Below are 11,797 nucleotides of genomic sequence, written 5' to 3' on the forward strand. Positions count from 1 at the left end.
CACCTCATTCCTGCCGGGCGCGTAAGATACTGGCCGGTTGTCCGGCAACCGGGCGCTGCACCGTGCCGCGCGCTTGCCGGATCTGAAAGGAGCACCATCATGGCCTACGAACTGCCCAAGCTGCCCTACGCCTACGACGCCCTGGAGCCCCACATTGACGCCCGCACCATGGAAATCCACCACACCAAGCACCACCAGACCTATGTGGACAACGCGAACAAGGCGCTCGAAGGCCACGAGCTGGCCAGCCTGCCGGTGGAAGAGCTGATTCAGAAGCTTGATCAGGTGCCGGCCGACAAGAAGAATGTGCTGCGCAACAACGCCGGGGGGCACGCCAACCACAGCCTTTTCTGGCAGGTCATGGGGCCCCAGGGCGCCGGGCAGCCGGGCGGCGAACTGATGGAGGCCATCAACGCGGCCTTCGGCTCCTACGACGCCTTTAAGGAGAAGTTTGAAGACGCCGCCAAGACCCGCTTTGGGTCGGGCTGGGCGTGGCTGGTTGTGCAGAGCGGCGCGCTGGCTGTGGTGTCCACCGCCAACCAGGACAACCCCCTGATGGGCGAGGCCGTGGCTGGCGTGAGCGGCACCCCCCTGCTGGGCGTGGACGTGTGGGAGCACGCCTATTACCTGAACTACCAGAACAAGCGCCCGGATTACCTGAAGGCGTTCTGGAACGTGGTGAACTGGGACGAAGTGGCGCGCCGGTACGCGGCCGCGAAGTAAGTCAGAGAAGTAGGTCAAAACAGGGCCATGAGCCGTGGGCTCTGGGCCTTGAGGGAAGAAGGGCGGCGCGTCTGGGAGGTCCAGGCGCGCCGCTCTCTGTGGGTGCTTAGGCCGTGGTGCGGCGGGCGCGCCACCTGAGCACCTGCGGGACCACCAGGGCGGCCAGCACCAGCAGCAGAATAAAAGCAGACAGCGGCTGGCGCAGAAACACCGTGAAGTCGCCGCTGCTGGCCTGCACCGCTGTGCGGAACTGGCTTTCGGCAGCCGGGCCCAGCACCACGCCGATAATCGCGGGCGTGACTGGAAAGTCGAAGCGGCGCATGCCGTAGCCGATCAGGCCGAACAGGGCCAGCAGGTACAGGTCGAACACCGAGTTGTTCAGCGAGTACACACCCACCGTGGAAAACACCAGAATGGCCGCGTACAGAAAGGGCCGGGGAATCAGCAGCAGCCGCGCCCACAGGGGGGCCAGCGGCAGATTCAGCGCCAGCAGCATCACATTCCCGATGTACAGGCTGGCAATCAGGCCCCACACCAGTTCCGGGCTGGTGACGAACAGCAGCGGCCCCGGCTGCAGGCCGTACCCCTGAAAGGCGGCCAGCAGAATGGCGGCGGTGGCGCTGGTGGGCAGGCCCAGGGTCAGCAGCGGCACCAGCACCCCGGCAGCGGCGGCGTTGTTGGCGGCTTCGGGGCCAGCCACGCCTTCAATGGCGCCCTGTCCAAATTCCTCGGGGTGCTTGCTGAGCTTCTTTTCCAACGTGTACGACAGAAAGGTGGGAATCTCGGCGCCGCCGGCGGGCACGGCGCCAAAAGGAAAGCCCAGGGCCGTGCCGCGCAGCCAGGGTTTCCAGGAGCGGCGCCAGTCCTCGCGGTTCATGCGGGCGTTGCCGGCCAGTGGAATCACGCTGGCGCCGCCCCTTCGCAGGCGGCTGGCCACGTACAGCGTTTCACCCACCGCAAACAGGCCAATCACCACCGTCACGAACTCAATGCCGTCCAGCAGTTCGGGGGCGCCCAGGGTAAAGCGGGCCTGCCCACTTTGCAGGTCGGTGCCCACCAGCCCAATCGCCAGGCCGAAAAACAGGCTGATCAGGCCGCGCAGCGGCGAGCCGCCAAAGGTGGCGCTGATGGTGATAAAGGCCAGCAGCATCAGCGCAAACTTGGCGCTGGGCGGAATCTGCACCGCCACATCGGCAATGGCGGGGGCCGCAAAGGTCAGCAGGATGGTGCCTATGGTGCCCGCCACAAAGGAGCCGATGGCGGCCGTGGCCAGCGCGGCGGCGGCCCGGCCCCGGCGCGCCATCCTGTTGCCTTCCAGCGCCGTGATGATGGAACTGCTCTCGCCCGGCGTGTTCAGCAGAATGGAGGTGGTGCTGCCCCCGAACATCCCGCCGTAGTAGATGCCCGCAAACATGATGAACGCACTCACCGGCGGCAGCTTGGCTGTGACGGGCAGCAGCAGCGCCACTGTGAGCGCTGGGCCAATCCCGGGCAGCACGCCCACCAGGGTGCCCAGCGTAACCCCAATGAGGGCCCACAGCAGGTTCATGGGGGTCAGGGCGGTGTCAAAGCCCGCCAGCAAGGCGGACAGGGCCTCCATTACAGCACCCCCCGCAGCAGGCCGGGTGGCAGGCTCAGGCCCAGCCCCCGGGTAAAGGCCACGTAGGTGACCAGGGCCACCGCCAGCGCAACGCCCACCAGCAGCCCCAGTCGCCGCTCGCCGTAGGCGTAGCCCACGCTGACATACATGATCGCCGTGCCCAGCACGAAGCCCAGGGGGTGCAGCAGCAGCGTGCCCGCCAGGAAGCCCGCCAGAATCAGGCCGGGCGGGCGCAGGTCGGCGGGCTGGCCCGGGTCAGTGTCTTCCTCGGCCGCTGGCTCGGCGCGGTGGCCGCGCAGCACGGCCACCAGCAGTGCGAGGCCCAGCAGCAGCGTGCCCAGCGCCACGACCAGTGGAAAGGCGCGCGGGCCCACGGCGGCGTTGATACCAAAAGGAATCTGCAGGGTGCCGGTCAGCAGCAGGCCCCCCACCAGCAGCACGCCCAGCGCCAGCAGCAGGTCTGGAACGCTGGGGCCCCGGCGGGCGGGGGCAACAGAAGGTTCAGTCATAGGCACCTCGGGCGGGGCCCAGTTCAGGGCCGCCCAGCAGAGCGCCGGGCAGAAGGCGCGAATGGTGCTCGCCTCCGCCCGGCTGGGGTGGGAAAAACAGGGGAGAGGGACAGCAGGCTCAGCGGGGGGCGAGAGGGGCACGCCCACAGGGCTCTGCTCCAGATGCCGCCCCTCTCGCTTTGTCAGCGATTCAATCCGAGCGGCGCGAGCAGCAGCAGGACGGCCCTCCGGGCCTGGAGCCGGCACATCGGCTCTTTTCCGACTTGTCGGCGGAACAGACGGCAGTGCGTCTTACTTCACCAGCCCGATGTCTTTCAGGATCTCGCGGGTGCGGTTGGCTTCCAGCTTCAGGAACACGTCGAACTTGCTGCCACTCATGTACAGGTCGGTCCAGTTGCGTGCCTTGAGCGTGTCCTTCCAGGCCTTGCTGGCGTGCAGCTTGTCCATGGCGGCCACCAGCGCGGCCTTTTCGCTGCCCGTCAGGCCCGGGGGGGCCACGATGCCGCGCCAGTTGGCCAGTTCCACGTTGTAGCCCTGCGATTTCATGGTGGGCACCGGAATACCGGCCTGCGCCTTGGGGGCACTCAGGCCCAGCGCCCGCAGCTTGCCCGCCTTGATCTGGGCCTCGAACTCGCCGTAGCCGGCCACGCCCGCCACCACCTGATTGCCCAGCAGGGCGGCCAGCGTCTCGCCGCCGCCGCTGAACGGCACGTAGTTCATCTTTTTGGGGTCCACGCCCGCCGCCTTGGCAAACAGGCCCACCAGGATGTGGTCGGTGCCGCCCGCGCTGCCGCCAGCAAAGGCGAGGCTGGGGTTGGCCTTCCAGGCGGCCGCCAGATCGTCGAGCGTCTTGTGGGGGCTGCTGGCCGGCACCACGATCACCTCGTACTCGCCGGTCAGGCGGGCAATGGGGGTCACGCGGCTGAGGTCCACCTTCGAGCTGTTCGTCTGAATGGCGCCCACCATCACCAGGCCCATGGTCATGAGCAGGTTGCCGTCACCCTTGCTGTTGTACAGCTGCGCCAGGCCAATGGTGCCGCCCGCGCCGGGCACGTTGAACACCTGCACGCCCCGGGCAATACCCTCGCCCTGCAGCACCGTCTGAATGGCGCGGCTGGTCTGGTCCCAGCCGCCCCCCGGACTGGCGGGCGCCATGATGCGCAGGTTGTTCAGGCCCTGGGCCGGAGCCAGAGAGGTGGTCAGCAGCGCCGACAGAACAAGAACCGTGGGTTTCCATTTCATAGGGGACCTCCGAAGGGGCAGGGGTGGGCCGCTCACAGCTGAGCGGGCCGGACAGGCTGAATTGGGGTTACTCCGTCACGCTACGCCCGATCTGCCCTGTGAACAAGAGGTTTTTTGCGTGCTGCACGCAGGATGGTGCGCACGTAATGCACCGCTGTGAACGCAGTGAACGAAACCCGGTGGCCGGGCGGGCCCAGCCCTTACACTTCGGAACACGATCATGCTGCCCTTCTCCCGCCGCCCGAACCTGCAGGGCCGCCTGGTGCGCCTGCACCTGCTGGTGCTGTGCAGCATGACGGCCCTGCTGGTGCTGGTGCAGACCGCGCAGCTGTACCGCGAGGCCCGCGAGCGGCTGGGCGAACGGGCCCTGACCGCCAGCCGTCTGGTGGCGCAGCTGCCGCTGGTGGTGAGCGGCGCCCAGGCGGGCACCCAGAACCCGGCCCTGAACGCGCAGGTGAACCGGCTGCGCGCGCAGGCACAGGCCGATTTCATCGTGGTGGGCAACCGCGCTGGTATCCGGCTGGCGCACCCCCTGCCCGAGCGCCTGGGGCAGCCCATGGAGGGCGGGGACAACACGCTGCCCCTGGCGGGCCGCGAGGTGGTCAGTGTGGCCCGCGGCAGCCTGGGCCTGAGTGTGCGCGGCAAGGTGCCGGTGTGGCGCGGCGGGGTGCCGGGCACCCAGGTGGTGGGGGTGGTCAGTACCGGCTACCTGATGCCGCAGGTGTGGCATCTGGTGCAGGGCGCGCTGGTGAGCCTGCTGCCCTGGTTTGTGCTGGCGCTGGGGCTGGGCAGTGCCGGGGCCGTGTGGGCGGCCCGGCGCCTGCGCGCCGAGATTCTGAACCTGGAACCGGAACAGATTGCGGCCCTGGCGCAGCAGCAGCGCGCGGTGCTGGCGGCGCTGCGCGAGGGGGTGCTGGCGGTGGACCGGGCCGGAGAGGTGATTCTGACCAGTGCGCGGGCCGTGAGCCTGCTGGGGGGCGCCGGCGCCCCGGCGCCGCTGACGGCCCTGTGGCCGGAACTGGCCGAACTGACTGCCGCGCACCCGCCGGGCCGGGCCCAGAATCTGGAGCTTCGGCTGCGCGGTCAACCCGTGCTGGTGAACCTGGAACCGCTGGAGGGCGGCGGCTTCGTGGCGGGCTTCCGCGACCGGGCCGAGGCCCTGGCCCTGGCCGAGGAACTCACCCACGCCCGGGGCTTCGTGGACGTGCTGCGGGCCCAGACGCACGAATACCAGAACCGCCTGCATGTGCTCTCTGGCCTGCTGCAACTGGGCCGGGGCGAGGAAGCGCTGCGGGTCCTGAACGCCGAGATTCACGCCGACGCCCAGTTCCGGCAGCTGCTGCGTGACGTGCAGGTGCCCCGGCTGGTGGCGCTGCTGGCGGGCAAGCGTGAGCGGGCCCAGGAACTGGGCATTGAGTTTCAGGTGGCCGAGGGCAGCAGCCTGGGCCCGGTCTGGGAGCGGCATGCCGATACACTGGTGAGTGCCGTGGGCAACCTGACCGAGAACGCCTTTGAAGCCCTGGCGGGCGCGCCCGGGCAGGTGACCGTGCTGATTGGCGAGGACCCGGAGGGCATGCAGCTGGAGGTGGAAGATACGGGCCCGGGGGTGCCTGAGAACCTGTCAGGTACGCTGTACACCCAGGGCGCCAGCAGCAAGGGCGAGGGCCGGGGCTACGGCCTGCACGGCGTGGTGACCCGGGTGGCCGCGCTGGGCGGGCAGGTGCGCCACACCCGGCGCGGGGCCCGCACCGTCTTTCAGCTGAGCCTGCCGGCGCCGCAGCTGCCGGCCCGGGGGGAGGCGTGAACCCGGTGGCCCGCGTGCGGGTGCTGCTGGTGGAAGATGACCTGCGGGTGGCCCGCGTGAACCGCGATCTGCTGGAACGTGACCCGGACGTACATGTGGTGGGCAGCGCCGCCACCTGTGCCCAGGGCGACGCGCTGGCCCAGGCCCTGAACCCGGACCTGATCCTGCTGGATGTCCACCTGCCCGACGGCAGCGGCCTGGGCCTGCTGCGGCACTGGCGCGGCCTGGGCCGCATGACCGACGTGGCGCTCATCACCGCTGCCGACGATGAGGCCAGCGTGCGCCTGGCGCTGGCCCACGGCGCCTTCGATTACCTCATCAAGCCGTTCACAGGGGCCCGGCTGGCCGACCTGATTGCCCGGCACCGCGCGCGCCGCCTGCCGGGCCCGGGCGCGGCCAGCCGCCTGGACCAGGGCCGCCTGGACCGGCTGCTGGGGCTGAGCCCACCGGCCCCTGGACCGCTACCACGCGGCATTGATCCACACACCCTGGAGCGCGTGGCGCAGGCGCTGGGCGTCAGTGCCGGGCCCGTAACGGCCGAGGAGATCGGTGAACGGGTGGGCCTGAGCCGGGTGACGGCGTGGCGCTATCTGGAACATCTGGTGCGCAGCGGGCAGGCCGCCCTGGACCACCAGTACGGACAGGCGGGGCGCCCGGTCAAGCTGTACCGCGCCCTGCCGCCGGGGGGGGCCGGCGGCTGAGCCGGCCAGCGCCCCCTGATACGAGTTCCGAAACATTCCGTTACACATGATGGAATCGTCCTGACAAGAGGAAACAGGAAAGAATGCGGATGTCTGGAAACGGACGGCAGTCCGTATGAGCCTTCCGCTTTGCCCTCAACCTGGACCGGGCGCCCAATGTCCGCACGTGCACTTGCCTACACTGGGACCCCATGCGGGCGCGACGTGTTCTGATTCTGGTCTTCATGGCGCTGCTGGCGGGGTGCACGCCGCGTCTGACGGTGCGCCCCGCGCAGACGCCGGCCCTGAATCTGGCCGGGCCGGTGCCCGACGTGGTGCTGCTGAGTGTATCGGGCCGCTGCGGCGTGCCCTGCGAGGCCCCGCACGACAACTGGGATTACCTGACCTCGCGCGGCACGGTGGACCGCGTGGCGCAGGTGCTGAGTGCCCAGGGCCTGCGGGTGCAGGTGGCGGGCTACGCCAGCCATCCGCAGGCGCGCTTTTCCTCTGCGCTGGTGCCGGCGCCCCAGCGGGGCTTTGCCGCCCTGCAGGCCGACCTGAACACGCTGGCAGCCACGTGGCTGCGCGGCGCCCGGCCGCCCCGGCTGGTGCTGCTGGGCCACTCGCAGGGTTCGGCGTGGCTGCATCACCTCGCGCGGGTCAACCCCCAGGTCACCTTCGACGTGCAGATTGACCTGGACGGCATCTGTCTGGCCTGGGCAACAGATTTTGGCCGCCTTGCGCGTGACCTGAACCTGCCTGTGTCCCTGCTGGAAGCCTGCGACACCTTCCGGGTGGTGGGCCGCAGCGTGAGCGGCAAGGATGTGGTGTGGCCCAACGTGCGCGTGAATCTGGAGGTGCAGAGCCAGCGCCTGCCCACCCTGGACGCCCAGGGGTTCCCGGTGAATTACCTGTTCGAGCTGGCGCCCAACGTGCGCCTGGACGGCGGGCGCAGCGGTATTGAGCGCTTCGTCTCGGCGCGCGAGGACCACAGCGCCGTCACCCGCCCCGGCAGCGAGGCGCTGGCCTGGGTCACGGCCCGGCTTTCCGCCCTGGCCAGCGAGTGGGAGCCGGCCGCTCCCTAACCCGTCACCCCGGCCAGCCAGGCCTGCGCGGCGTCGGCGTCCAGCACCTGCGCGCCGCGTTCAGGCGGAAACCAGCGCAGCAGGCGCTGCAGGTCCTCTGGGGCTGCCTCTGCTGCGCCAAAAATCACCTTGTGGTCGCCGTCTTGCAGGTGCAGCAGCCCGCTGGGGGCCGCTTCAATCTGCTCGCCAGCGGGCCGGGGCGGGCCCAGCCACACCGCGTCCACCTCGGCGCCGTCGGCGGGGTTCAGGGTGCCGGGCAGGCAGCCGTAATTGACCGGGGCTGCCTGGGCTTCGGTGCGCAGCACTTCCAGCGCCGCGCCGCGCCACACGAAGCGCTCGCGGGTGCCGGCGGTCCATTCCACCACCCCGCGCCAGGCCCGGGGGGCGCTCAAGGCTGCACCTCGTACAGTTCCACCTGCCGCAGCACGGCGCCGCCAAACGACAGCACCGCGCGGTAGGCGCCCTTCTCCGGCGCGCGCAGGGTGAAGGTGGCCCGGCGCTGCGCCGCGTCCAGATACACGCTGTCGGTGCCCAGCGGCGCCGCGCCGTTAAACCACGCCACCCCCAGGTAGCCGGGTTCAAAGCGGCCGTCCACCTGGGCCTGCAGCCGCAGGGTCTCGCCGTCGCGGGTCAGGCTGGCCTGGGTGATGCGGGCGGGCAGCTGCGGCTCGATCTGCGGCGGAATCAGGGGCACGAAATTGTAGCGGCACGCGCCCAGGGCGGGCGCCAGCAGCAGGCACAGGAGGAGGGCGCGCATGGGGGCAACTCTAGAGCATGGACCCAGGGCGCGCCTTGCCCCCGGTCCCTCAGCGCAGGCGCCGGGCCTCGATAAAGTCCAGCGTGGCTTTCCGGGTGCCGCCCAGGAAGGTCAGCGGGCGGGCCAGGGCCGCAATGACCGTGATGTGGTTGACCCGGGGCAGCACCGTGCGCGTGACCGGCACCCCGGCGCGCTTCAGGGCCGCTTCCATATTCAGGGCGTTTTGCGGATACACGGTGGTGTCGTTTTCGGCCACCAGCAGCAGGTGGGGCGGGGCGTCGGGGCGCACGTGGCGGTCGGGCATCACCTCGTCGGGGGTGGCGCCCTCGGGGAAGGCGCGGGCACTGCCGAACTGCCGGAAATCGTAGGAGTAGGGCCCGGCCACACCAATCACGCCGCGAATGCTGGACACGGGCACGCCTGCCTCGCGCAGCCAGCGCTCATTGACCACCACCTCCACGGCGTTGAAGGCCCCGGCCGAGTGGCCCATCACGAACAGGTTCTCGGCGTTGCCGCCAAAGGTCTTGGCCTGTTCGCGCAGCGCCCGCAGGGCCTGCGCGGCGTCCTGAACATAGGTGGGGTAACGGTTCTGCGGCGCCAGACGGTAGTTCATCACGGCCGTCACGTAGCCGGCCCGCGCCAGCGACTCGCCCACGAAGGTGTGCCCTTCCTTGTCGCCGCCCTCCCAGGACCCGCCGTGAATGAACAGCACCACCGGGGCGCCGACGGCGTTCTGCGGGGCGTACACGTCCATCAGGTTGCGGGCATCGGGGCCGTAGCGCACGTTGCTGGTGATGGTCAGCCCAGACAGGGGCACGGCGCGGTTCAGGCTGCCCTGCAGGTTCTGGGGCGAGCAGGCGCTCAGCAGGCCGGCACTCAGCAGGCCAGCGCCCAGCAGGACAGAACGCCGGGGCCCGGCGCGCAGGGAGCGGGAAGATCGGGTCATGCCCGGCAGCCTAAAGGGGGCGGGCGGCCACGGGTGAGGCGGCGGGCACACTCTGTCTTGAGCCGTTCTCCATGCTTTGCCGGACCGGGCCCCTGCGTGCGGGCGCACACTCCGCGCCGGCCCCCGGGCGCTACCCTGCCGGGGATGCCGCCAGCGCCCCCGCCTGTGACCGATGTGCTGCTGATTGGCGGTGGCCCGGCGGCCCTGGCCCTGGCGGCGGCGCTGGCCCCGCAGGGCCTGAGCGTGCGCGTGGTGGCCCCCCACCCCCCGCGCACTCCTGCGCCCACCTACGGCGCGTGGCTGGACGACCTGCCGGCCTGGGCACAGGGGTGCGCGGCGCAGGTATGGAGCGACGTGCGGGTGTACACCGGCCCTGCCCCCACCCCGCTGCTGCGGCCCTACGGCCTGCTGGACAACGCGCGGCTGCTGCGGGCGCTGCTGGACCGCACAGGCGACGCGCTCACCTGGACGGTGGGGCAGGTGAGAGGGGCGCAGCGGGAAGGAGACGCCTGGACCGTACACGGCGCCGGGGGCGAGCACTGGCCCGCGCGGGTGGTGGTGGACGCCAGCGGCCACGCGCCCGCCCTGCGCCGGCCCCAGCACCCCGGCGGCGCGGCCCTGCAGACCGCGTACGGGGTGGTGGGCCGCTTTGCCCGCCCGCCGTGCGCGCCCGGCAGCATGGTCTGGATGGATTACCGCACCCCCCACGGCCCGGAAGGAGACGCCACCTTTCTGTACGCCATGCACCTGGGCGGCGACCGCTATTTCGTGGAGGAAACCAGCCTGATTGCGCGCCCCGCGCCCAGCCGCGCGTGGCTGCGCGCGCGTCTGGCCGCCCGCCTGGCCGCCCAGGGCACCCCACTGGCACACACCGAGACCGAGGAATGGGTGGCCTTTCCCATGAACGCGGCGGCCCCCGCGCCGTCCGGGCCGCTGGCCTACGGCGCGGCGGGCGGGCTGGTGCATCCCATCAGCGGCTTTCAGGTGGCCGGGGCGCTGAACATGGCGCCGCAGGTGGCCGGGGCCCTGGCCGGGGCGCTGCGGGCGGGCGCCGACCCCCACGCGGCCGGCTGGGCGGCGCTGTGGTCCCCGGAGCGCCGGGCGGCGCGCGCGGTGCATCTGCTGGGGGTGCAGGCCCTGCTGAACCTGCCCCCCCAGGCCCTGCCGGCCTTTTTTGGAGCATTCTTTGCGCTGCCCCCGGCCCAGTGGCGCGCCTTTCTGGCCCCCGACACCCCGGCGGGCCCGCTGGCGCGCACCATGCTGCGGCTGTTCGCGGCGCTGCCGGGCCGGGTGCGCCTGCCGCTGGCGCGCGCGGCGCTGGCGCAGCCCGGCACCAGCGTGCAGGCCCTGGCAGCGTCTCTGAAGGGGCCTTCTGGGCCTTCCCATCCACAGGCCGGCTGGGCACGCCACCCTGGGCCCATGACCAACCCCGATCACGCCGACCACACCATCCGCCGCCACGAGGACACCGACCAGCACGAGGTGATTGAAGACGGCATGCAGGGCGCCACCGGCAGCACCGACGCCAACGGCCTGGACCAGGGCGCCGATCTGGCCGAGAAGGTGCGGGAACTGCGCGAGAACCTGGGCGGCGGCCCCGAGTAAGGTCGGCAGGGCGGGGGATTCCTCGCGTCTGCCCAGCACCTCAGTCAGCATCTGCAAAGCCGTCTTCGCCCCCTTCGGCCGCTTGGTCTGAGGGGGCCCCGGCTATGCTGTGCCGCGCCCACACGGACCGCCCACCTTCTCCCGCCTATACTCGCCGCATGTCCCTTCTCGACATGATTGGCCCCGTCATGATCGGGCCCAGCAGCAGCCACACGGCGGGGGCGTGCCGCCTGGGGCTGGTGGCCCACCACCTGCTGGGCGAGGCCCCCCGGCAGGCGCATATTGGCCTGCACGCCTCGTTTGCCAAGACCGGGCGCGGCCACGGCACGCACCTCGCCCTGATTGCGGGGCTGCTGGGCTACCGCCCCGACGACGAGCGCCTGCCCCAGGCCTTCGAGCAGGCCCAGGCGGCCGGCATGGCCTTTGAATTCCACGACGCCGATCTGGGCGATGTGCACCCCAACACCGCGCGCCTGGAGGTGAAGGGCGAACAGGGCGAGCTGAGCGTGCAGGGCAGTTCCACGGGCGGCGGCGTGATTCAGGTGACGCAGGTGCAGGGCCTGGGCGTGAATTTCAGCGGCGCCAGTCCCACGGTGCTGCTGCGCTACCCGGACGCCGTGGGCATGATTGCCCGGGTGGCCAGCACGGTGGCGGCCGACGGCGTGAACATTGCCACCCTGACCTGCACCCGGCAGACACGCGGCGGGCAGGCGCTGCTGGCCATTGAGCTGGACCAGCCCCTGAGCCCCGAGGCGCTGGCGTTTCTGGGCCGCTGGCCCGACATGCACTGGGTCCGGCTGCTGCCCAAACTGATGGACGGCTAAAGGAAGGGGGGTGTGAGGATTC

General features: G+C 70.8%; 12 protein-coding genes. 6 read left to right on the forward strand and 6 right to left on the reverse strand.

The genetic code is table 11. The features are described 5' to 3' along the window. Positions 1-99 precede the first annotated feature (99 nt). A complete protein-coding gene (gene sodA / locus C8263_RS00630) occupies positions 100-723 on the forward strand; it encodes a superoxide dismutase [Mn] (RefSeq protein ID WP_107136163.1) in 624 nt (207 codons plus the stop codon). Positions 724-829: 106 nt separating this feature from the next. Here sodA and C8263_RS00635 read toward each other — a convergent pair whose 3' ends face one another. From C8263_RS00635 to C8263_RS00645, 3 genes are all read right to left on the reverse strand, one after another. Beyond that, positions 830-2,323, reverse strand: a complete 1,494-nt coding sequence (locus tag C8263_RS00635) for a tripartite tricarboxylate transporter permease (RefSeq protein ID WP_107136164.1) — start codon at positions 2,321-2,323, stop codon at positions 830-832. After that, positions 2,323-2,832 carry a tripartite tricarboxylate transporter TctB family protein gene (locus tag C8263_RS00640; RefSeq protein WP_107136165.1) on the reverse strand — a complete coding sequence of 170 codons (510 nt, stop codon included), beginning with the start codon at positions 2,830-2,832 and terminating at the stop codon, positions 2,323-2,325. Before C8263_RS00640 ends, C8263_RS00635 begins: the two co-directional genes overlap by 1 nt. Before the next feature lie 291 nt (positions 2,833-3,123). Continuing rightward, positions 3,124-4,074 (reverse strand): Bug family tripartite tricarboxylate transporter substrate binding protein, encoded by a 951-nt coding sequence (locus C8263_RS00645; protein WP_107136166.1) that lies wholly within the window; start codon positions 4,072-4,074, stop codon positions 3,124-3,126. Between the two features lie 220 nt (positions 4,075-4,294). Between C8263_RS00645 and C8263_RS00650 the strand changes: the two genes are divergently transcribed. The 3 genes from C8263_RS00650 to C8263_RS00660 all read left to right on the forward strand — a co-directional run bounded on the left by C8263_RS00650 (position 4,295) and on the right by C8263_RS00660 (position 7,643). Next, positions 4,295-5,878: an ATP-binding protein gene (locus C8263_RS00650; protein WP_107136167.1), complete on the forward strand. Its 1,584-nt coding sequence runs from the start codon at positions 4,295-4,297 to the stop codon at positions 5,876-5,878. Between the two features lie 5 nt (positions 5,879-5,883). Next, on the forward strand, positions 5,884-6,579 hold the full coding sequence (locus C8263_RS00655; RefSeq protein ID WP_107136453.1) for a response regulator: 696 nt from the start codon (positions 5,884-5,886) through the stop codon (positions 6,577-6,579). A 191-nt stretch (positions 6,580-6,770) separates the two neighbouring features. Continuing rightward, a complete protein-coding gene (locus C8263_RS00660) occupies positions 6,771-7,643 on the forward strand; it encodes a YajG family lipoprotein (RefSeq protein ID WP_107136168.1) in 873 nt (290 codons plus the stop codon). On the opposite strand, the gene C8263_RS00665 is transcribed toward C8263_RS00660, so the two are convergent. From C8263_RS00665 to C8263_RS00675, 3 genes are read right to left on the reverse strand one after another with little or no spacing between them, the layout of a single operon-like run. Next, positions 7,640-8,035, reverse strand: a complete 396-nt coding sequence (locus C8263_RS00665; RefSeq protein ID WP_233218557.1) for an inorganic diphosphatase — start codon at positions 8,033-8,035, stop codon at positions 7,640-7,642. The two genes, C8263_RS00660 and C8263_RS00665, sit on opposite strands and share 4 nt — an antisense overlap. Next, a complete protein-coding gene (locus C8263_RS00670; RefSeq protein ID WP_107136169.1) occupies positions 8,032-8,400 on the reverse strand; it encodes a hypothetical protein in 369 nt (122 codons plus the stop codon). The genes C8263_RS00665 and C8263_RS00670 overlap by 4 nt, the downstream gene beginning before the upstream one ends. Before the next feature lie 49 nt (positions 8,401-8,449). Beyond that, positions 8,450-9,346, reverse strand: coding sequence for an alpha/beta hydrolase (locus tag C8263_RS00675; protein ID WP_107136170.1), 897 nt, complete (start codon positions 9,344-9,346; stop codon positions 8,450-8,452). A 144-nt stretch (positions 9,347-9,490) separates the two neighbouring features. Between C8263_RS00675 and C8263_RS00680 the strand changes: the two genes are divergently transcribed. After that, the gene (locus C8263_RS00680; protein ID WP_107136171.1) at positions 9,491-10,951 is read left to right on the forward strand and encodes a lycopene cyclase family protein; all 1,461 of its coding nucleotides are present in this window, start codon (positions 9,491-9,493) and stop codon (positions 10,949-10,951) included. Positions 10,952-11,109: 158 nt separating this feature from the next. Beyond that, a complete protein-coding gene (sdaAB, locus tag C8263_RS00685) occupies positions 11,110-11,775 on the forward strand; it encodes an L-serine ammonia-lyase, iron-sulfur-dependent subunit beta (RefSeq protein ID WP_107136172.1) in 666 nt (221 codons plus the stop codon). Positions 11,776-11,797: the final 22 nt, after the last annotated feature.

It is taken from the genome of Deinococcus arcticus, from assembly GCF_003028415.1.
Taxonomy (GTDB): domain Bacteria; phylum Deinococcota; class Deinococci; order Deinococcales; family Deinococcaceae; genus Deinococcus; species Deinococcus arcticus.

Excerpts from the sequence above, each read along its gene's own strand:
- C8263_RS00675 (WP_107136170.1), bottom strand. The coding sequence starts at position 9,346 with ATGACCCGATCTTCCCGCTCCCTGCGCGCCGGGCCCCGGCGTTCTGTC.
- C8263_RS00660 (WP_107136168.1), top strand. The coding sequence starts at position 6,771 with ATGCGGGCGCGACGTGTTCTGATTCTGGTCTTCATGGCGCTGCTGGCG.
- C8263_RS00670 (WP_107136169.1), bottom strand. The coding sequence starts at position 8,400 with ATGCGCGCCCTCCTCCTGTGCCTGCTGCTGGCGCCCGCCCTGGGCGCG.
- sdaAB (WP_107136172.1), top strand. The coding sequence starts at position 11,110 with ATGTCCCTTCTCGACATGATTGGCCCCGTCATGATCGGGCCCAGCAGC.
- sodA (WP_107136163.1), top strand. The coding sequence starts at position 100 with ATGGCCTACGAACTGCCCAAGCTGCCCTACGCCTACGACGCCCTGGAG.
- C8263_RS00680 (WP_107136171.1), top strand. The coding sequence starts at position 9,491 with ATGCCGCCAGCGCCCCCGCCTGTGACCGATGTGCTGCTGATTGGCGGT.
- C8263_RS00640 (WP_107136165.1), bottom strand. The coding sequence starts at position 2,832 with ATGACTGAACCTTCTGTTGCCCCCGCCCGCCGGGGCCCCAGCGTTCCA.
- C8263_RS00645 (WP_107136166.1), bottom strand. The coding sequence starts at position 4,074 with ATGAAATGGAAACCCACGGTTCTTGTTCTGTCGGCGCTGCTGACCACC.
- C8263_RS00635 (WP_107136164.1), bottom strand. The coding sequence starts at position 2,323 with ATGGAGGCCCTGTCCGCCTTGCTGGCGGGCTTTGACACCGCCCTGACC.
- C8263_RS00650 (WP_107136167.1), top strand. The coding sequence starts at position 4,295 with ATGCTGCCCTTCTCCCGCCGCCCGAACCTGCAGGGCCGCCTGGTGCGC.